This is a genomic window from Rhizobium sp. N731 (genome assembly GCF_001664145.1).
GTDB classification, from domain to species: Bacteria; Pseudomonadota; Alphaproteobacteria; order Rhizobiales; family Rhizobiaceae; genus Rhizobium; species Rhizobium esperanzae.
Window position 1 is genome coordinate 1,642,409 of record NZ_CP013601.1, and the last position, 18,133, is coordinate 1,660,541.

Consider the following 18,133-nt stretch of genomic DNA (forward strand, 5'->3'; position numbering starts at 1 on the left):
GGGATAGTCCGTTTTGGTGGAGCACTGGCTTTCAAGGAGCGGCGCATTTAAAGCTGCCGGGCGCCTCGGCTGGATAGGTTGTGCAACTGGAATTGCAAATATGGTGACGAATCAATGCGGGCGTCTGTCTGCGAAGCCTCGGCATTATCCAGCTGTTTGGCACTTTGTAAAAAATGGTGGGCGATGAGAGACTCGAACTCCCGACATCCTCGGTGTAAACGAGGCGCTCTACCAACTGAGCTAATCGCCCATCGCTGGCGAAGCCGGATCGGCCTGCTGCGTTGGTGGCCGTGATCTATGCGGATCGCGGCAAAACCGCAAGAGTGTTTGTGAAGAATTTTTGATTTTTTTGGCGGTCGTCTGCTGGTCTGCGCTGCCGATCGGGCGCGGTCGCCTGTGGATAAAGGGGAGGGGAAGGCGGCGGACTTACGCATTTTGCCTGCGCCGTCGGCTCCGATCGTGCCTCGCTACGGCTGCGGAGGTTGGAATTGCCGGCTTTCCGTTCTTCCTGCAGCGGCTTTGCCGAAACAATTCAACGACTGTCATGGTTTTGTCTCCAAACCTGCTTGACACTAAAAGGCGAACCCCGTAGTTAGCCGCTCATCGAAACGGGCAGCCGTTTTGGTAAGGGTGCGAAGGCATCCGGATTGCTTGAAATGAAGTGCGGGTGTAGCTCAGTCGGTTAGAGTGCCGGCCTGTCACGCCGGAGGTCGCGGGTTCGAGCCCCGTCACTCGCGCCATTTCAAAGCAGGCGTTCAGACGCCGCGGTCCGGCTCTTTCGTCCACTATGCGCGGGTGTAGCTCAGTCGGTTAGAGTGCCGGCCTGTCACGCCGGAGGTCGCGGGTTCGAGCCCCGTCACTCGCGCCATTCTCTTCCGAAAGCCATGCAGTTTTCAAGGGTCAGGCATGCAGCTTGAATCGACTTCTGCGAATTTGTCGCGACATCGTTGCATCTGCTTGATAATGTCCGCGCGCGACGCGTCGAATTGCCTCTGTAAAAGTCTTGCGCCGCGGCGTCGGCTGCGCTAACCACGGCTTGTTGCAACGCACGTTCGCTTGTCGGGCAATTGCCCAAATGCGCCGCCTGGCGCCTCCGGCAAGCAAGGATGAACATGATGACTGAACTGCTCAGTTCCTATATTCCGATCGCTATCTTCATCGCCATCGCGCTCGTTATCGGCCTGGCGCTGCTCATTGCGCCGTTCGCCGTGGCTTTCAAAGCGCCCGATTCGGAAAAGCTTTCGGCTTACGAATGCGGCTTCAACGCCTTCGACGACGCCCGCATGAAGTTCGACATCCGCTTCTATCTCGTGTCGATCCTCTTTATCATCTTCGACCTCGAGGTCGCCTTCCTCTTTCCCTGGGCCGTTTCCTTCGGCGCCATCGGCTGGTTCGGCTTCTGGTCCATGATGGTCTTCCTCCTCGTGCTGACCATCGGCTTTATCTATGAATGGAAGAAGGGAGCCCTGGAATGGGAGTGACCCCTGTGAGCAATCAGCCGCTCGTCGCACCGCAGCCGAAGGGGATCATCGATCCGTCGACCGGCAAGCCGATCGGCAGCAACGACGCATTTTTTGGCGAGATCAACAACGAACTCGCCGACAAGGGTTTCCTCGTCACCTCGACGGACGAACTGATCAACTGGGCTCGCACCGGCTCCCTGATGTGGATGACCTTCGGTCTTGCCTGCTGCGCCGTCGAAATGATGCAGCTGTCAATGCCGCGTTATGACGTCGAACGCTTTGGTTTCGCGCCGCGCGCTTCGCCGCGCCAGTCCGACGTGATGATCGTCGCCGGCACGCTGACCAACAAGATGGCGCCGGCTCTGCGCAAGGTTTACGACCAGATGCCCGAGCCGCGTTATGTCATCTCGATGGGCTCCTGCGCCAATGGCGGCGGCTATTACCATTATTCCTATTCCGTGGTGCGCGGTTGCGACCGCGTCGTGCCGATCGACATCTACGTGCCGGGCTGTCCCCCCACGGCGGAGGCACTGCTTTACGGCGTGCTTCTGCTGCAGAAGAAGATCCGCCGCACCGGCACGATCGAACGCTAAGGGTTAAGGACAAGGCATATGAGTGAAGCCCTGACTGAGCTTGCCTCCTATCTTGGCGAAATGCGCGGCAACCTGATCGCCGCTTCGCAGATGAAGTATGGCGAGCTGACGCTGACGGCGACGGGTGAAAACCTGATCGCGCTCCTGACCTTCCTGCGTGACGACGCCAAATGCGGATTCGTCAACCTGATCGATATTTGTGGCGTCGACTGGCCGCAGCGCGAACTGCGTTTCGACGTCGTCTATCATCTGCTGTCGCCGAAGAGGAACCTGCGCATCCGTGTCAAGGTCGCGACCGATGAGGATACGCCGGTCCCATCGGCCTGTGCGGTTCATCCCGGCGCCGATTGGTTCGAACGCGAAACCTGGGATATGTACGGCGTCCTGTTCACCGGCCACCCGGATCTGCGCCGCATCCTGACCGACTACGGTTTCGAGGGCCACCCGCTGCGCAAGGACTTCCCGACGACAGGTTTCGTCGAGGTCCGTTACGACGACGCTGCAAAGCGCGTCGTCTACGAGCCAGTGGAATTGAAACAGGAATTCCGCAATTTCGACTTCATGTCTCCCTGGGAAGGCACGGAATATGTGCTGCCGGGCGACGAAAAGGCGAAGCAGTAGGATCTGAAGAATACACCATTGCCTATTGCCTATTGGCTAATGCCTGCAATAGCGGAGCGCGTTGCAAATGACAGAACATAACGTCCGCAACTTCAACATCAATTTCGGACCGCAGCATCCGGCGGCGCACGGCGTTCTTCGTCTTGTCCTGGAGCTTGACGGCGAAATTGTGGAGCGAGTCGATCCGCATATCGGCCTGTTGCATCGCGGCACCGAGAAGCTGATTGAGACCAAGACCTATCTGCAGGCGGTGCCCTATTTCGATCGGCTCGATTATGTCGCGCCGATGAACCAGGAGCATGCCTATGCGCTGGCCGTCGAAAAGCTGCTCGGCATCGAGATCCCGATCCGCGGCCAGCTGATCCGCGTGCTCTATTCGGAGATCGGTCGCATCCTCTCGCATCTCTTGAACGTCACGACGCAGGCGATGGACGTCGGCGCGCTGACGCCGCCGCTCTGGGGCTTTGAAGAGCGTGAAAAGCTGATGGTGTTCTATGAACGCGCCAGCGGTTCGCGCATGCATGCCGCTTATTTCCGCCCGGGCGGCGTCCATCAGGATCTGCCGGAAAAGCTCGTTCAGGACATCGGCGACTGGTGCGATCCCTTCCTGAAGGCGCTCGATGATATCGACGACCTGCTCACCGGCAACCGCATCTTCAAGCAGCGCAACGTCGATATCGGCGTCGTCTCGTTGGAAGATTGCTGGGCCTGGGGCTTCTCCGGCGTCATGGTGCGCGGTTCGGGCGCCGCCTGGGACCTGCGTCGCGCCCAACCCTACGAATGTTATTCCGATCTCGAATTCGACATCCCGATCGGCAAGAACGGCGACAATTACGACCGCTACCTGATCCGCATGATCGAGATGCGCCAGTCGGTCCGCATTATGAAGCAGTGCGTCAATCGCCTGCTCTCGGATGCCAAGACCGGTCCGTTCTCGTCGATCGACGGCAAGGTCGTGCCGCCGAAGCGCGGCGAGATGAAGCGCTCGATGGAAGCGCTGATCCACCATTTCAAGCTCTACACCGAAGGCTACCACGTGCCGGCCGGCGAGGTTTACGCCGCCGTCGAGGCGCCGAAGGGCGAGTTCGGCGTCTATCTCGTCTCCGACGGCTCGAACAAGCCGTATCGCTGCAAGATCCGCGCTCCGGGTTACGCCCATCTGCAGGCGATGGACTTTATGTGCCGCGGCCACCAGCTTGCCGACGTCGCTGCCGTCCTTGGCTCGCTCGATATCGTCTTCGGCGAGGTGGACCGCTGATGCAGCTTCTGCCGCTGGCCGTCGCAATTCTTCTTGCGGCATCCGGGGTTTCGGCCCAGGAGGCCGACACCCTCGGCACGCCGCTGGGTCATAAGGAAGTGACGCCGCCGGGGCAGCAATCGTCCATGGGCGAGCTTCTGTCCAAGGGCTATCAGATCAAGGCCGCCGTTCCGAACGGCGGAAAATTCGTCGTATTTATGCAGAAAGACCAGTCGGCCTATGCCTGCGAAATGCAGTCTTTGACCGCTTCGCGGTGTGGAACCCTAAACTGACAAGGCGTGAGGAAGAATGTCCGTTCGTCGATTAGCCGAAGATCAATTTCAGCCTGCCGCATTCGCTTTCAGCGATGAAAATGCGGTTTGGGCGGACAAGACGATCCAGAAATACCCCGCCGGCCGCCAGCAATCGGCGGTCATTCCGCTGCTGATGCGAGCGCAGGAACAGGACGGCTGGGTCACGCGCGCGGCGATCGAAAAGATCGCCGACATGCTTGACATGGCCTATATCAGAGTGCTCGAGGTCGCGACCTTCTATACGCAGTTCCAGCTGCATCCCGTCGGCACGCGGGCCCATGTCCAGGTCTGCGGCACCACGCCCTGCATGCTGCGCGGTTCGGAAGCGCTGATGTCGGTCTGCAAGAGCAAGATCCACGCGCACCCCTTCGAGCGCAATGCCGAAGGCACGCTCTCCTGGGAAGAGGTCGAGTGTCTTGGCGCCTGCGTCAACGCCCCGATGGTGATGATCGGCAAGGACACCTATGAGGATCTGACGCCCGAACGTCTCGAAGAGATCATCGACACCTTTGCCACCGGCAATGGCGCGAGCATCAAGCCGGGCACCCAGGTCGACCGGATATTCTCAGCACCTGAAGGCGGCCTGACCTCGCTGACGACGGAAGAGCCGAAGGCAAGGACACGCGCCAAGAAGACCGATGCCGAAAGCGTGTCGGCGCCGGCCGACGGCGCGCCGATCCCGCCCTCCGAGGCCGGCCGCCCGAAGAGCACCGATGCCGAGACCAATGCGATCTTGAAGACGCCGGCAACGGCGCCGAAGGCGGCAGCGAAAAACGCCAAGGCAGCCGAGCAGCAGCCGGTTTCCGGCACCGCGCCTGCCGAGCCGGCGCCGGCCGCGAAGGCCGAAACCACCCCGGCGGCCAAGCCAAGCCTGACCGACAAGAACCGCCCGGCCGGCATCGAAAAGCCCGCCGCTCCGGATGACCTGAGGATGATCTCCGGCGTCGGTCCGAAGATCGAGGCGACATTGAACGAAATCGGCATCTTCACCTTCTCGCAGGTGGCAGGCTGGAAGAAGGCCGAGCGCGAATGGGTCGATGGCTACCTGAATTTCCGCGGCCGCATCGAGCGTGACGACTGGGTCAAGCAGGCCAAGGCGCTCGCCAAGGGCGGCGAAGCGGAATATATCAAGGTCTTCGGCAAGAAGCCGCGGTAAGAGGTGAAGCATGTTACAAGATAAAGACCGCATCTTTACCAACATCTACGGCCTCAAGGACAAGTCCCTGAAGGGTGCGATGAGCCGCGGCCACTGGGACGGCACCAAGCAGATCCTCGAAAAAGGCCGCGACTGGATCATCAACGAGATGAAGGCCTCTGGCCTTCGCGGCCGCGGTGGCGCCGGCTTCCCCACGGGTCTCAAATGGTCCTTCATGCCGAAGGAAAGCGACGGCCGTCCGCATTACCTCGTCGTCAATGCCGACGAATCGGAGCCCGGCACCTGCAAGGACCGCGACATCATGCGCCACGATCCGCACACGCTGATCGAAGGCTGCGTCGTCGCAAGCTTCGCCATGGGCGCCAATACCGCTTATATCTATGTGCGCGGCGAATATATCCGCGAGCGCGAGGCGCTGCAGGCGGCGATCGACGAATGTTATGATTACGGCCTGCTCGGCAAGAATAACAAGCTCGGCTGGGACATGGACATCTTCGTCCATCACGGCGCCGGCGCCTATATCTGCGGCGAAGAGACCGCGCTGCTTGAAAGCCTCGAAGGCAAGAAGGGCCAGCCGCGCCTGAAGCCGCCGTTCCCGGCCAATATGGGTCTCTACGGCTGCCCGACGACGGTTAACAACGTCGAATCGATTGCTGTGGCGCCGACGATCCTGCGCCGCGGCGCCGGCTGGTTCTCGTCCATCGGCCGCCCGAACAATGTCGGCACCAAGCTGTTCATGCTCTCCGGCCACGTCAACAAGCCGTGCACGGTCGAAGAGGAAATGGGCATTACCTTCCGCGAACTGGTGGACCGCCATGCCGGCGGCATCCGCGGCGGTTGGGACAATCTGCTCGCCGTCATTCCGGGCGGCGCATCCTGCCCGATCGTTCCGGCCAAGGACATCATCGACTGCCCGATGGATTTCGACGGCCTGCGCGGCGTCGGCTCCTCCTTCGGCACGGCCGCCGCGATCGTCATGGACAAGTCCACCGACGTCATCAAGGCGATCGCCCGCATCTCCGCCTTCTTCAAGCATGAGAGCTGCGGCCAGTGCACGCCCTGCCGCGAAGGCACCGGCTGGATGTGGCGGGTGATGGAACGCATGGCCAAGGGCAATGCCCAGAAGCGCGAAATCGACATGCTGTTTCAGGTGACGAAGCAGATCGAAGGCCACACCATCTGTGCGCTCGGCGACGCCGCCGCATGGCCGGTGCAGGGTCTGATCCGTAACTTCCGCCCGGAGATCGAAAAGCGCATCGACCAGTATACCGCAAGCGCGCTCGACCACGGCGCGGTTCTGGAGGCGGCTGAATAATCATGACGGACAAGGCATCGAAAAGTGGGAAGAAGGAAGAGACAGCCGATATCGCGGCCGGCTTCGGTCGTCTTGCCGCCGAGATGCTGGAAAACGCACAGGCGTTGCCTGTGCATCCGCTGATGGCGCATCCCGCCGCAGCCTTTGCCGCCGCAACCGCGATCGGCTTCGGTTTCTCGACACAGATGGCGGGCGCCTTTTTCGGGGCCTTCCAGAGCGCGCTGGAAACGACCGGCAAGCTCGCGGCCGCCCTCGACGATACGCCGCCGGACGAACCGGTGCCCGATGTCGACATCCGGCCGGAAAATATCCGTCCGGCCGTCAAGGTTTTCACCGAGCCCGCGGCCGACAAACCCGAGCTCGAGAAGAAGGCAGGGCCGAGACTGACCGTGGTTAAACCGGCGAGCGCGCCCATCCCGGCAAGCGAACCGCAGCCGGCCAGCAAGGCAAAGTCGGTCGCGAAGGCAAAGCCGGTTGCGCGGACTGCAAAGGCCGACGATCTCAAGCTGATCGCCGGCATCGGCCCGAAGCTGGAGCAGGTGCTGAATGCCAGGGGCGTTCGCAGCTTTGCTGAGATTGCCGCCTGGACCGACGAGGACATCGCCCGGCTCGACGCCGATCTTGGCTTCAACGGCCGCATCGCCCGCGACGACTGGATCGGCCAGGCGAAGGTTCTCGCCGGGCGGGGCCGCAGAAGGAAATGAACTGTCCGGCCGTGCAAACCGGCCGGAGATAGGGCGGATCGGCGCAGGGGCGGGAGCCTCACGCTGCAGATGCCGGTGCGGGTTCCGCGTCTGGAACGCGCGACAGAAAATTTGGGCGACATCGGCTGCCGGCAGGACGAAAGATCCGGCTCGGCAAAGAGAATGTTGCAAAAACAGGTTTGTTTGCCGTCATCAGGCAAACGGAAAACAGGACTGAGCGACGATGGCAAAACTGAAGATTGACGGCAACGAGATCGAAGTTCCGGATCATTTCACGCTATTGCAGGCGTGCGAGGATGCCGGGGCCGAAGTTCCGCGCTTCTGCTTCCATGAGCGCCTGTCGGTTGCCGGCAATTGCCGCATGTGCCTTGTCGAAGTGAAGGGCGGCCCGCCGAAGCCGCAGGCTTCCTGCGCCATGAGCGTTCGCGACATCCGCGGCGGCCCGAACGGCGAACTGCCCGAGGTCTTCACCAACACGCCGATGGTCAAGAAGGCCCGCGAAGGCGTGATGGAATTCCTGCTGATCAACCATCCGCTCGATTGCCCGATCTGCGACCAGGGTGGCGAATGCGACCTGCAGGACCAGGCGATGGCCTTCGGCATCGACACCTCGCGTTATCAGGAAGACAAACGCGCCGTCGAGGACAAGTATATCGGCCCGCTTGTCAAGACGGTGATGAACCGCTGCATCCATTGCACGCGTTGCGTCCGCTTCACCACCGAAGTCGCCGGCATCTCCGAACTCGGTCTGATCGGCCGCGGTGAGGATGCCGAGATCACCACCTATCTCGAACAGGCGATGACCTCCGAACTGCAGGGTAACGTCGTCGACCTTTGCCCGGTTGGCGCGCTCACCTCCAAGCCCTTCGCCTTCACCGCGCGCCCCTGGGAGCTGAACAAGACTGAATCGATCGACGTCATGGATGCCGTCGGTTCGGCGATCCGAGTCGACACCCGCGGCCGTGAGGTCATGCGCATCCTGCCGCGCGTCAATGAGGCGATCAACGAAGAGTGGATTTCCGACAAGAGCCGCTTCATCTGGGACGGGCTGAAGACCCAGCGCCTCGACCGGCCTTATGTCCGCCGCGACGGCCGTCTGCAGCCGGCGAGCTGGGCCGAGGCCTTCGGCGCTATTAAGGCCGCCGTCGGCGCCACCTCGGGCGACAAGATCGGCGCGATCGCCGGCGATCTCGCTTCCGTCGAGGAAATGTATGCGCTCTCCGAACTGGTGAAGTCGCTCGGATCGGCCAATCTCGACTGTCGCCAGGATGGGGCGGCACTCGACCCGTCGCTCGGCCGCGCAAGCTACATCTTCAACCCGACCATCGCAGGCATCGATCAAGCCGACGCGCTGCTGATCATCGGCGCCAATCCGCGCTTTGAGGCGGCTATCCTCAATGCCCGCATCCGCAAGCGCTGGCGCCGTGGCAAGTTCCCGATCGGCGTCATCGGCGAGCCCGGCGAACTGCGCTACAGCTATGACTATCTCGGTGGCGGTCCCGACACGCTGAAGGATCTGGTCGACGGCACTCACGCCTTCGCTGATGTCCTGAAGAACGCCGCCAAGCCGATGATCATCATTGGCCAGGGCGCGCTGTCTCGCAGCGACAGCGCTGGCGTTCTCGCCAGTGCCGCCAAGCTCGCCGGTTCGGTCGGCGCAGTTGTCGAAGGCTGGAACGGCTTCGCCGTTCTTCACACCGCCGCCTCGCGTGTCGGCGGCCTCGATCTCGGCTTCGTGCCGGGCGCTGCGGGCGTCAATGCCGCTGAAATGCTGCAGTCGATGGACGTGCTCTTCCTGCTCGGCGCCGACGAACTCGACTTCACTGTCAAAAAGGCCGGCCTGACTGTCTATATCGGCTCGCACGGCGACAACGGTGCCCACCATGCCGACGTCATCCTGCCGGCCGCCGCCTATACCGAAAAGTCCGGCACCTGGGTCAACACCGAAGGCCGCGTCCAGATGGGCAACCGCGCAGGCTTTGCACCGGGCGATGCCCGTGAGGACTGGGCGATCATCCGTGCCCTGTCCGATGTGCTCGGCAAGAAGCTTCCCTTCGATTCGCTGAGTGAGTTACGTGGCCGGCTCTATGCCGCTTTCCCGCATTTCGCCGCCATCGACGAGATCGCCGAAACCGATAGCGCCCAAATTGCCGCAGTCGCGAAAAAAGCCGGCAAGATGAACAAGTCAGGGTTTGCGTCGCCGGTCAAAGACTTCTATTTGACGAACCCGATAGCGCGCGCCTCGGCTGTCATGGCCGAGTGCTCGGCATTGGCCCGCAACAACTTCAAAGTCGCGGCAGAGTAAGGGCAGGAACTCATGGATTCTTTCTTCTCAACCTATGTCTGGCCGGGGATCATCATGATCGGTCAGTCGCTGCTGCTTCTCGTCTGCCTGCTCGTCTTCATCGCTTACGTGCTGCTTGCCGACCGCAAGATCTGGGCGGCGGTGCAGCTGCGCCGCGGTCCAAACGTCGTCGGCCCCTTCGGCCTGTTCCAGTCATTCGCCGACCTTCTGAAGTTCGTCTTCAAGGAGCCGATCATTCCGGCCGGCGCCAACAAGGCGGTGTTTCTGCTCGCTCCGCTGGTGACGGTGCTTCTGGCGCTGTCGACCTGGGCGGTGGTGCCGCTCGCCGACGGCTGGGTGATCGCCAACATCAATGTCGGTATCCTCTATATCTTTGCGATCTCCTCGCTCGAAGTCTATGGCATCATCATGGGCGGTTGGGCGTCGAACTCGAAGTATCCGTTCCTCGGCGCGCTGCGCTCGGCCGCGCAGATGGTGTCCTATGAAGTCTCGATCGGCTTCGTCATCGTCACCGTTCTGCTCTGCGTCGGATCGCTCAACCTGACCGACATCGTCAATGCGCAGCACAATGGCCTCGGCACCATGCTCGGCCTGCCGGCCTCGTTCCTCGACTGGCATTGGCTGTCGCTGTTCCCGATGTTCATCGTCTTCTTCATTTCGGCGCTCGCCGAGACGAACCGTCCGCCGTTCGACCTTCCGGAAGCCGAATCGGAACTCGTCGCCGGCTTCATGGTCGAATACGGTTCCTCGCCATACATGATGTTCATGCTCGGCGAATATGCGGCCGTCTGCCTGATGTGCTCGCTGACGACGATCCTCTTCCTCGGCGGCTGGCTGCCTCCGGTCGATATCTGGATCCTCAACTGGGTTCCCGGCATCATCTGGTTCATGCTGAAGGCCTGCTTCGTGTTCTTCATGTTCGCGATGGTCAAAGCCTTCGTCCCGCGCTACCGCTACGACCAGCTCATGCGCCTCGGCTGGAAGGTCTTCCTGCCGCTGTCGCTCGCCATGGTCATCATCGTTGCATTCGTGCTGAAACTGATGGGATGGGCGTAATGATCCCAGCTCTCGTTTGCGGCAAAATTGGAGGTTGAAGATGGCAAGCTTGTCCAGCTCCATCAACTCGCTGTTCCTCAAGGAATTCTTCGGCGCGTTCTTTCTGTCGATGCGCTATTTCTTCCGCCAGAAGGCGACCATCAACTACCCCTTCGAAAAGGGTCCGGTCTCCCCGCGCTTCCGCGGCGAGCATGCACTGCGCCGTTATCCGAACGGCGAGGAACGCTGCATCGCCTGCAAGCTCTGCGAGGCGATCTGTCCTGCCCAGGCGATCACCATCGAGGCCGGTCCGCGCCGCAACGACGGCACACGCCGCACCGTGCGCTACGACATCGATATGGTGAAGTGCATCTATTGCGGCTTCTGCCAGGAAGCCTGCCCGGTCGACGCGATCGTCGAGGGTCCGAATTTCGAATTTGCCACGGAAACCCGCGAAGAGCTCTATTTCGACAAGGCGCGCCTTCTCGATAACGGAGACCGGTGGGAGCGTGAAATCGCCCGCAACATCGCGATCGACTCGCCGTACCGCTGATTGAGATCTGAAATGCCGCGATGGAGCTGCTCGCTCCTGTCGCGGTCAATATGCACAGGAGCTTTGCCGGCGAGTGCCGCGAAGCTCCATCGGGCAGGGAAAACTCCCGGCTGCCCGGGGGAAGATGAAAAAGGCACCAACATGGGTCTGCAGGCTCTATTTTTCTACCTTTTCGCCTTTGTCGCAGTGGCGTCGGCGTTCATGGTCATCTGGGCGAAGAACCCGGTTCACTCGGTTCTGTTCCTGATCCTGGTGTTCTTCAACGCGGCCGGCCTGTTCCTGCTGCTTGGCGCCGAGTTCCTGGCGATGATCCTGCTCGTCGTCTATGTCGGCGCCGTCGCCGTCCTCTTCCTCTTCGTGGTGATGATGCTCGATATCGACTTCACCGAATTGAGGGCAGGCGTGCTCGAATATGCGCCGATCGGCGGATTGATCGGGATCATCCTGGCGGCCGAGTTGATCGTCGTCATCGGCGGCAGCGTCATCTCGCCCGAGATCGCCAAATCAGTCGCCATGCCGATCCCGGCGCTCAGCGAGCGCACCAATACGGCCGCTCTCGGCGACGTGCTTTACACCAACTACGTCTATTTCTTCCAGATTGCCGGCCTGGTGCTGCTGGTCGCCATGATCGGTGCGATCGTGCTGACGCTCCGGCACCGCACCAATATCAAGCGGCAGAATATTTCCAGGCAGGTTGCCCGCACGCCCGCCACCGCCGTCGAGGTGGTGTCGGTCAAGCCGGGGCAGGGCGTCTAAAGGCAGGTCAAGGAACAAAGAACATGGTCATCGGACTTTCCCACTACCTGACGGTCAGCGCCATCCTCTTCACGCTCGGCGTCTTCGGTATCTTCCTGAACCGGAAGAACGTCATCGTCATCCTGATGTCGGTCGAATTGATTCTGCTTGCCGTTAACATCAACATGGTCGCCTTCTCTCACTTCCTGAACGACATTGTCGGTCAGGTCTTCGCGCTGTTCATTCTGACGGTCGCGGCTGCCGAAGCGGCGATCGGTCTTGCAATTCTCGTTGTCTTCTACCGCAACCGCGGCTCGATCGCGGTCGAAGACGTCAATATGATGAAGGGCTGAGTGACTCATGTTCCTCTATAAGGCTATTGTCTTTCTTCCCTTGATCGGCGCGATCGTCGCCGGCCTTTTCGGCCGCGCCATTGGCGCCAAGGCTTCGGAATATGTTACCAGCGGCTTGATGATCATCGCCGGCATCCTCTCCTGGATCGTCTTCTTCAACGTCGGCATGGGCCATCTTGAAGGCGGGCCGATCAAGGTCGAGGTGCTGCGCTGGATCCAGTCCGGCGGCATTGATGTCTCCTGGTCGCTGCGCGTGGATACGCTCACCTCAGTCATGCTGATCGTGGTCAACACGGTCTCGACGCTGGTGCATATCTATTCGATCGGCTACATGCATACCGATCCGCATCGCCCGCGCTTCTTTGCCTATCTCTCGCTCTTCACCTTCGCCATGCTGATGCTGGTGACGGCCGACAACCTTGCCCAAATGTTCTTCGGCTGGGAAGGCGTCGGTCTCGCCTCCTATCTGCTGATCGGCTTCTGGTTCAAGAAGCCGTCGGCGACGGCCGCGGCGATGAAGGCTTTCATCGTCAACCGCGTCGGCGACTTCGGTTTCGTGCTCGGCATAGCCGGCGTCTTCGTGCTGTTCGGCTCGATCAACCTCGATACGATCTTCGCCAATGCATCGAATTTCGCCCCGCATGAAGGCGGCGGCGAGGCGAGCGAAGTGATCCTCAACCTGTTCGGCATGCAGCTCGACAAGGCGCATGCGCTGACCGGCATCTGCCTGTTGCTGTTCATGGGCGCGATGGGCAAGTCGGCCCAGTTCCTGCTGCACACCTGGCTGCCGGACGCCATGGAAGGCCCGACCCCGGTCTCGGCTCTCATCCATGCCGCCACCATGGTCACCGCCGGCGTCTTCCTCGTCGCCCGCATGTCGCCGCTCTTCGAACTATCGCCGGACGCCCTGACCGTCGTTACCGTGATCGGCGCGATCACCGCCTTCTTCGCGGCAACCGTCGGCCTGGTCCAGAACGACATCAAGCGCGTCATCGCCTATTCCACCTGCTCGCAGCTCGGCTACATGTTCGTGGCGCTGGGGGTAGGGGCCTATGGCGCAGCGATCTTCCATCTCTTCACGCACGCCTTCTTCAAGGCGCTGCTCTTCCTCTGCGCCGGCTCGGTCATCCATGCCGTCGATGGCGAGCAGGATATGCGCTACATGGGCGGGCTTTGGCCGCATATTAAAGTTACAGGCGGCCTGATGATCATCGGCACGCTGGCGATTACCGGTGTCGGCATTCCCTTCACGCCGATCGGCTTTGCCGGCTTTTTCTCCAAGGACGTGATCATCGAAGCGACCTATGCTTCACATTCACCGGTCGCCGGCTTTGCCTTCTCCTTGCTCGTCATCGCCGCTCTGTTCACCAGCTTCTACTCCTGGCGCCTGATCTTCATGACCTTCTTCGGCAAGCCGCGCGCTTCGCATGAAGTCATGCACCACGTCCACGAGTCCCCCCAGGTCATGCTGGTGCCGCTTTATCTCTTGGCGATCGGCGCGGTGCTGGCCGGCGTGATCTTCGAAGGCAGGTTCTACGGCGAGGAATACGCCGAGTTCTGGAAGGGCGCGCTCTTTACCGGCGCCGAAAACGAACTCGTCGAAGAATTCCACCACGTGCCGGCGCTCGTAGGCTTGAGCCCCTTCATCGCCATGGTGCTCGGCTTCGTCATCGCCTGGTACATGTATATCCGCTCGCCGCAGACGCCGCGCGTCCTCGCCAAGCAGCACCGGGTGCTCTACCATTTCCTGCTCAACAAGTGGTATTTCGACGAACTCTACGACTTCCTGTTCGTCCGCACGGCAAGGGGGCTTGGCCGCTTCCTGTGGAAGAAGGGTGACGTCGGCGTCATCGATACCTACGGCCCGAACGGTGTAGCCGCCCGCGTCGTCGCCGTCACCGATCGCGTGGTCCGCCTGCAGACCGGTTACCTCTATCACTATGCCTTCGCCATGCTGCTCGGCATTGCGGCGCTCGTTACCTGGATGATGCTCGGGAGTTCCTTCTGATGACCGATTGGCCTATTCTTTCAACGGTCACCTTCCTGCCGCTCGCCGGCGTGGTGCTCCTGCTCTTGATGAATGGCGACAGCGAAAGCGGCCGGAGGAACGTGCTGGCGATTTCGCTGTTCACCACCGTCTTCACCTTCATCGTTTCGCTCGTCATCTGGATCGGCTTCGACAATGCCAATCCCGGCTTCCAGATGGTCGAAAAGCATGACTGGCTCGGCACCGGCATCGGCTATCATGTCGGCGTTGACGGCATCTCCATGCTGTTCGTCATCCTGACGACCTTCCTCATGCCCTTCTGCGTACTGGCAAGCTGGCTCTCGATCGAGAAGCGCCTGAAGGAATACATGATCGCCTTCCTCATCCTCGAAACGATGATGGTCGGCGTTTTCGTCTCGCTCGATATCGTGCTCTTCTACGTCTTCTTCGAAGCGGGCCTCATCCCGATGTTCCTGATCATCGGCGTCTGGGGCGGAAGAGATCGTGTCTATGCGAGCTACAAGTTCTTCCTCTATACGCTGCTCGGCTCGGTGCTGATGCTGCTCGCCATTATGGCGATGTACTGGCAGGCCGGCACGACTGACATCACTGCTTTGCTCGCCTACAAGTTCCCGCCGGCGCTGCAGACCTGGCTCTGGCTTGCCTTCTTTGCCTCCTTCGCGGTGAAGATGCCGATGTGGCCGGTTCATACCTGGCTTCCGGATGCGCACGTTCAGGCGCCGACCGCAGGCTCGGTGATCCTGGCCGGCGTGCTCCTGAAGCTCGGCGGCTACGGTCTCATCCGCTTCTCGCTCGGCATGTTCCCGGTAGCGTCTGATTATTTCGCGCCGCTCGTCTTCGCCATGTCGGTCATCGCCATCATCTACACCTCGCTGGTGGCAATGATGCAGGATGACATGAAGAAGCTGATCGCCTATTCCTCCGTGGCGCATATGGGCTACGTGACCATGGGAATCTTCGCCGCCAACATGCAGGGTGTTCAGGGGTCGATCTTCCAGATGCTGTCGCACGGCATCGTCTCCGGCGCGCTCTTCCTCTGCGTCGGCGTCGTCTACGACCGTACCCATACCCGCGAGATCAACGCCTATGGCGGCCTCGTCAACAACATGCCGAAATACGCCGTGGCAATGATGGTCTTCACCATGGCCAATGTCGGGCTTCCCGGCACGTCTGGCTTCATCGGCGAATTCCTGACGCTGATCGGCGTCTTCCGGGTCAACACTTGGGTCGCGCTCTTTGCCGCCACCGGCGTCATCCTTTCGGCCGCCTACGCGCTCTGGCTCTATCGCCGGGTGATCTTCGGCGCGCTGGAGAAGGAAAAGCTGAAGGCGCTGCTCGATCTTTCCAGACGCGAACAGCTGATCCTCTATCCGCTGGTCGCGCTGACCATCTTCTTCGGCGTTTATCCGGCTCCGGTCTTCGATGCGACGGCCGCCTCGGTGGATCTGCTGGTCAACAACTACACGGCCGCCGTGCACGCAGCGCAGAACGTTGCGCTGTCTATGAAATGATGACGGGACTTATCGGACATGACCGCTGAAACAATTCTCCTCAGTCTGCATCTTTCCGCGCCGGAGCTCATCCTCGCGGTCGGCGCCCTGGTCCTGTTGATGGTCGGCGTCTTCTCAGGCGAGCGGTCGGGCCTTGTCGTCACCGGCCTTGCCATCGTCCTGCTGCTCGCATCCGGCCTGTGGCTGCTCTTCGTGCCGGCGGAAGGCCTCGCCTTCGGCGGCGTCTACATGGCCGACGGCTTCTCGCGCTTCATGAAGCTGGTGGCGCTCATCGGTTCGCTGGTTGCGCTGTTCATGACGATGGGGCATGCCCGCGAAAATCAGCTCGATAAGTTCGAGTTCCCGGTTCTGCTGGTGCTTGCGACCCTCGGCATCCTGCTGATGATTTCGGCCAACGACCTGATCTCGCTCTATCTCGCACTGGAACTGCAGTCGCTGGCGCTCTACGTCGTCGCCGCGATCAATCGCGACAGCCTGAAGTCGACCGAAGCCGGCCTCAAATATTTCGTGCTCGGCGCGCTGTCCTCCGGCATGCTGCTCTACGGCATGTCGCTGGTCTACGGCTTCACCGGCCACACTCACTTCGCCGAAATCGCCCAGGCGCTTTCGGTTGAAGGTGCACGCTCGCTCGGCCTCATCTTCGGCCTGGTCTTCATCCTCGCCGGCATCGCCTTCAAAATCTCGGCCGTTCCGTTCCACATGTGGACGCCGGACGTTTATGAAGGCGCGCCGACGCCGGTCACCGCCTTCCTTGCCGCAGCCCCTAAGGTTGCCGCTATGGCGATGATGACACGCATGGTCATCACCGCCTTCCAGCCGGTCCTGGCCGACTGGCAGCAGGTCGTCGTCTTCATCTCAATCGCCTCGATGCTGCTCGGCTCCTTTGCTGCGATCGGCCAGAAGAACATCAAGCGACTGATGGCCTATTCCTCGATCGGCCATATGGGTTATGCCCTGGTCGGCCTTGCCGCCGGCAACCAGACCGGTGTTTCCGGCGTCATGCTTTATATGGTCATTTACATGATCATGACGCTCGGCACTTTCGCGATCATCATGTCGATGCGCCGCAAGGACGGCACCGTTGTCGAAGACGTCAACGATCTCGCCGGTCTTTCTGCGACCAATCCGTTCATGGCCGTGGTGCTGACGGCGCTGATGTTCTCGCTCGCTGGTATTCCGCCGCTCGCCGGTTTCTTCGCCAAGTATTTCGTCTTCGTTGCCGCGATCGAAGCCAAGCTCTATGCGCTTGCCATCATCGGCGTTCTCGCCTCGGTCGTCGGCGCCTATTATTATCTGCGCGTCATCAAGCTGATGTGGTTCGATGAAGCGGCCGGCGAATTCGCCCGTGTCTCCAGCGCCCTGCGCCTGGTCTTCGGTCTCTCCGGTCTCTTCGTCACCGCCTATGTGCTGATCGGCGGCCCGATCGGTGGCGCGGCAGAGCTTGCCGCCGCGACGCTCTTCTGATGGTTTCCGACAGACGGCGCCGGATATCGCTCGGCGATTTCAGGCACGAGGCGCTGTCGGAAACATCATCCACCAACAGCGAATGCCTCGCCCGGGCGCGGGCGGGCGATCCCGGAAATCTCTGGGTGACGGCCGAGAGGCAGACCGGCGGCCGCGGCCGCCGCGGCCGTCTCTGGGTGTCCGAACGCGGCAATCTCTACGCGTCTCTTCTATTGATCGACCCGGCGCCGATTGAGCGCCTCGGCTCGCTGCCGCTGGCAGTTGCCGTCGCCGTGCACCAGGCGATCCGCCAGGTGCTGCCCGCGGGCGCCGAACCGCTTGAGGTCAAATGGCCGAACGATATTCTCATCGGCCGGAAAAAGACCTGCGGCATCCTCGTCGAGGGCGAGCAGCTGCCGGACGGCCGTTACGCGTTGATCGTCGGCATCGGCATCAATGTCTCGGTCATGCCGGACAATCCGCTCTACCCCGTCACCTGTCTGCGTCAGCATGCAAGCGCGGCTTCGCCGGAGGAACTCTTCGCTCATCTCTTCGCGGCGATGGCGGAACTGCTGGAAATATGGGATCAGGGCCGCGGCATTGCCGAGATCACCGCGCGCTGGCGCGCCATTGCCTGCGGCGTCGGTGAAAAGATCACGGTCAATTTACCGGACCGGTCGATTTCCGGACAATTCGCCGGGATTGATGATAATGGCTTGTTGATGCTCGATACCGGCGCTGGCAGGATCATGTCCATTGCCGCCGGTGATGTGTTTTTTGGATAGCG

General features: G+C 61.1%; 17 protein-coding genes and 3 tRNA genes. 19 read left to right on the forward strand and 1 reads right to left on the reverse strand.

Going from position 1 to position 18,133, the window contains the following annotated elements; genetic code table 11:
- Positions 1–174 precede the first annotated feature (174 nt).
- Positions 175–250, reverse strand: a tRNA-Val gene (locus AMK02_RS08105).
- Positions 251–663: 413 nt separating this feature from the next.
- Between AMK02_RS08105 and AMK02_RS08110 the strand changes: the two genes are divergently transcribed.
- From AMK02_RS08110 to AMK02_RS08200, 19 genes are all read left to right on the forward strand, one after another.
- Positions 664–740: transfer RNA gene (locus AMK02_RS08110), tRNA-Asp, on the forward strand.
- Positions 741–791: 51 nt separating this feature from the next.
- Positions 792–868 (forward strand) — tRNA-Asp (locus tag AMK02_RS08115).
- A 247-nt stretch (positions 869–1,115) separates the two neighbouring features.
- Positions 1,116–1,481 carry an NADH-quinone oxidoreductase subunit A gene (locus tag AMK02_RS08120; RefSeq protein WP_010055493.1) on the forward strand — a complete coding sequence of 122 codons (366 nt, stop codon included), beginning with the start codon at positions 1,116–1,118 and terminating at the stop codon, positions 1,479–1,481.
- A complete protein-coding gene (locus tag AMK02_RS08125; RefSeq protein ID WP_064801815.1) occupies positions 1,472–2,056 on the forward strand; it encodes a NuoB/complex I 20 kDa subunit family protein in 585 nt (194 codons plus the stop codon). Before AMK02_RS08120 ends, AMK02_RS08125 begins: the two co-directional genes overlap by 10 nt.
- A gap of 18 nt (positions 2,057–2,074) precedes the next feature.
- Complete coding sequence (locus tag AMK02_RS08130; RefSeq protein WP_064801817.1) at positions 2,075–2,677, forward strand: NADH-quinone oxidoreductase subunit C; 603 nt, start codon at positions 2,075–2,077, stop codon at positions 2,675–2,677.
- Between the two features lie 67 nt (positions 2,678–2,744).
- Entirely contained in the window at positions 2,745–3,935 is a 1,191-nt protein-coding gene (locus tag AMK02_RS08135; RefSeq protein ID WP_064801819.1) for an NADH-quinone oxidoreductase subunit D, read from the forward strand.
- Positions 3,935–4,207 (forward strand): hypothetical protein, encoded by a 273-nt coding sequence (locus AMK02_RS08140; RefSeq protein WP_064801821.1) that lies wholly within the window; start codon positions 3,935–3,937, stop codon positions 4,205–4,207. Before AMK02_RS08135 ends, AMK02_RS08140 begins: the two co-directional genes overlap by 1 nt.
- Before the next feature lie 16 nt (positions 4,208–4,223).
- The gene (locus AMK02_RS08145; RefSeq protein WP_064801823.1) at positions 4,224–5,384 is read left to right on the forward strand and encodes an NADH-quinone oxidoreductase subunit E; all 1,161 of its coding nucleotides are present in this window, start codon (positions 4,224–4,226) and stop codon (positions 5,382–5,384) included.
- 10 nt (positions 5,385–5,394) lie between these two features.
- Positions 5,395–6,699 (forward strand): NADH-quinone oxidoreductase subunit NuoF, encoded by a 1,305-nt coding sequence (gene nuoF, locus AMK02_RS08150; RefSeq protein WP_064801825.1) that lies wholly within the window; start codon positions 5,395–5,397, stop codon positions 6,697–6,699.
- Positions 6,700–6,701: 2 nt separating this feature from the next.
- Complete coding sequence (locus AMK02_RS08155) at positions 6,702–7,403, forward strand: hypothetical protein (protein WP_064801826.1); 702 nt, start codon at positions 6,702–6,704, stop codon at positions 7,401–7,403.
- A gap of 223 nt (positions 7,404–7,626) precedes the next feature.
- Positions 7,627–9,708, forward strand: a complete 2,082-nt coding sequence (gene nuoG / locus AMK02_RS08160; RefSeq protein WP_064801828.1) for an NADH-quinone oxidoreductase subunit NuoG — start codon at positions 7,627–7,629, stop codon at positions 9,706–9,708.
- A 12-nt stretch (positions 9,709–9,720) separates the two neighbouring features.
- Positions 9,721–10,764, forward strand: coding sequence for an NADH-quinone oxidoreductase subunit NuoH (gene nuoH, locus AMK02_RS08165; RefSeq protein WP_064801830.1), 1,044 nt, complete (start codon positions 9,721–9,723; stop codon positions 10,762–10,764).
- A 40-nt stretch (positions 10,765–10,804) separates the two neighbouring features.
- Complete coding sequence (gene nuoI / locus AMK02_RS08170) at positions 10,805–11,296, forward strand: NADH-quinone oxidoreductase subunit NuoI (protein ID WP_004680064.1); 492 nt, start codon at positions 10,805–10,807, stop codon at positions 11,294–11,296.
- Positions 11,297–11,437: 141 nt separating this feature from the next.
- Positions 11,438–12,052 (forward strand): NADH-quinone oxidoreductase subunit J, encoded by a 615-nt coding sequence (locus AMK02_RS08175; protein ID WP_064801832.1) that lies wholly within the window; start codon positions 11,438–11,440, stop codon positions 12,050–12,052.
- 23 nt (positions 12,053–12,075) lie between these two features.
- On the forward strand, positions 12,076–12,384 hold the full coding sequence (gene nuoK, locus AMK02_RS08180; RefSeq protein WP_010066755.1) for an NADH-quinone oxidoreductase subunit NuoK: 309 nt from the start codon (positions 12,076–12,078) through the stop codon (positions 12,382–12,384).
- A gap of 7 nt (positions 12,385–12,391) precedes the next feature.
- The gene (gene nuoL / locus AMK02_RS08185) at positions 12,392–14,392 is read left to right on the forward strand and encodes an NADH-quinone oxidoreductase subunit L (protein WP_064801833.1); all 2,001 of its coding nucleotides are present in this window, start codon (positions 12,392–12,394) and stop codon (positions 14,390–14,392) included.
- On the forward strand, positions 14,392–15,903 hold the full coding sequence (locus AMK02_RS08190; RefSeq protein WP_064801835.1) for an NADH-quinone oxidoreductase subunit M: 1,512 nt from the start codon (positions 14,392–14,394) through the stop codon (positions 15,901–15,903). The genes nuoL and AMK02_RS08190 overlap by 1 nt, the downstream gene beginning before the upstream one ends.
- An 18-nt stretch (positions 15,904–15,921) precedes the next feature.
- Complete coding sequence (gene nuoN, locus AMK02_RS08195; protein WP_064801837.1) at positions 15,922–17,367, forward strand: NADH-quinone oxidoreductase subunit NuoN; 1,446 nt, start codon at positions 15,922–15,924, stop codon at positions 17,365–17,367.
- A complete protein-coding gene (locus AMK02_RS08200) occupies positions 17,367–18,131 on the forward strand; it encodes a biotin--[acetyl-CoA-carboxylase] ligase (RefSeq protein ID WP_064801839.1) in 765 nt (254 codons plus the stop codon). The genes nuoN and AMK02_RS08200 overlap by 1 nt, the downstream gene beginning before the upstream one ends.
- Positions 18,132–18,133: the final 2 nt, after the last annotated feature.

Coding starts and splice junctions, on each gene's coding strand:
- AMK02_RS08120 (WP_010055493.1), top strand. CDS start 1,116: ATGACTGAACTGCTCAGTTCCTATATTCCGATCGCTATCTTCATCGCC.
- AMK02_RS08125 (WP_064801815.1), top strand. CDS start 1,472: ATGGGAGTGACCCCTGTGAGCAATCAGCCGCTCGTCGCACCGCAGCCG.
- AMK02_RS08130 (WP_064801817.1), top strand. CDS start 2,075: ATGAGTGAAGCCCTGACTGAGCTTGCCTCCTATCTTGGCGAAATGCGC.
- AMK02_RS08135 (WP_064801819.1), top strand. CDS start 2,745: ATGACAGAACATAACGTCCGCAACTTCAACATCAATTTCGGACCGCAG.
- AMK02_RS08140 (WP_064801821.1), top strand. CDS start 3,935: ATGCAGCTTCTGCCGCTGGCCGTCGCAATTCTTCTTGCGGCATCCGGG.
- AMK02_RS08145 (WP_064801823.1), top strand. CDS start 4,224: ATGTCCGTTCGTCGATTAGCCGAAGATCAATTTCAGCCTGCCGCATTC.
- nuoF (WP_064801825.1), top strand. CDS start 5,395: ATGTTACAAGATAAAGACCGCATCTTTACCAACATCTACGGCCTCAAG.
- AMK02_RS08155 (WP_064801826.1), top strand. CDS start 6,702: ATGACGGACAAGGCATCGAAAAGTGGGAAGAAGGAAGAGACAGCCGAT.
- nuoG (WP_064801828.1), top strand. CDS start 7,627: ATGGCAAAACTGAAGATTGACGGCAACGAGATCGAAGTTCCGGATCAT.
- nuoH (WP_064801830.1), top strand. CDS start 9,721: ATGGATTCTTTCTTCTCAACCTATGTCTGGCCGGGGATCATCATGATC.
- nuoI (WP_004680064.1), top strand. CDS start 10,805: ATGGCAAGCTTGTCCAGCTCCATCAACTCGCTGTTCCTCAAGGAATTC.
- AMK02_RS08175 (WP_064801832.1), top strand. CDS start 11,438: ATGGGTCTGCAGGCTCTATTTTTCTACCTTTTCGCCTTTGTCGCAGTG.
- nuoK (WP_010066755.1), top strand. CDS start 12,076: ATGGTCATCGGACTTTCCCACTACCTGACGGTCAGCGCCATCCTCTTC.
- nuoL (WP_064801833.1), top strand. CDS start 12,392: ATGTTCCTCTATAAGGCTATTGTCTTTCTTCCCTTGATCGGCGCGATC.
- AMK02_RS08190 (WP_064801835.1), top strand. CDS start 14,392: ATGACCGATTGGCCTATTCTTTCAACGGTCACCTTCCTGCCGCTCGCC.
- nuoN (WP_064801837.1), top strand. CDS start 15,922: ATGACCGCTGAAACAATTCTCCTCAGTCTGCATCTTTCCGCGCCGGAG.
- AMK02_RS08200 (WP_064801839.1), top strand. CDS start 17,367: ATGGTTTCCGACAGACGGCGCCGGATATCGCTCGGCGATTTCAGGCAC.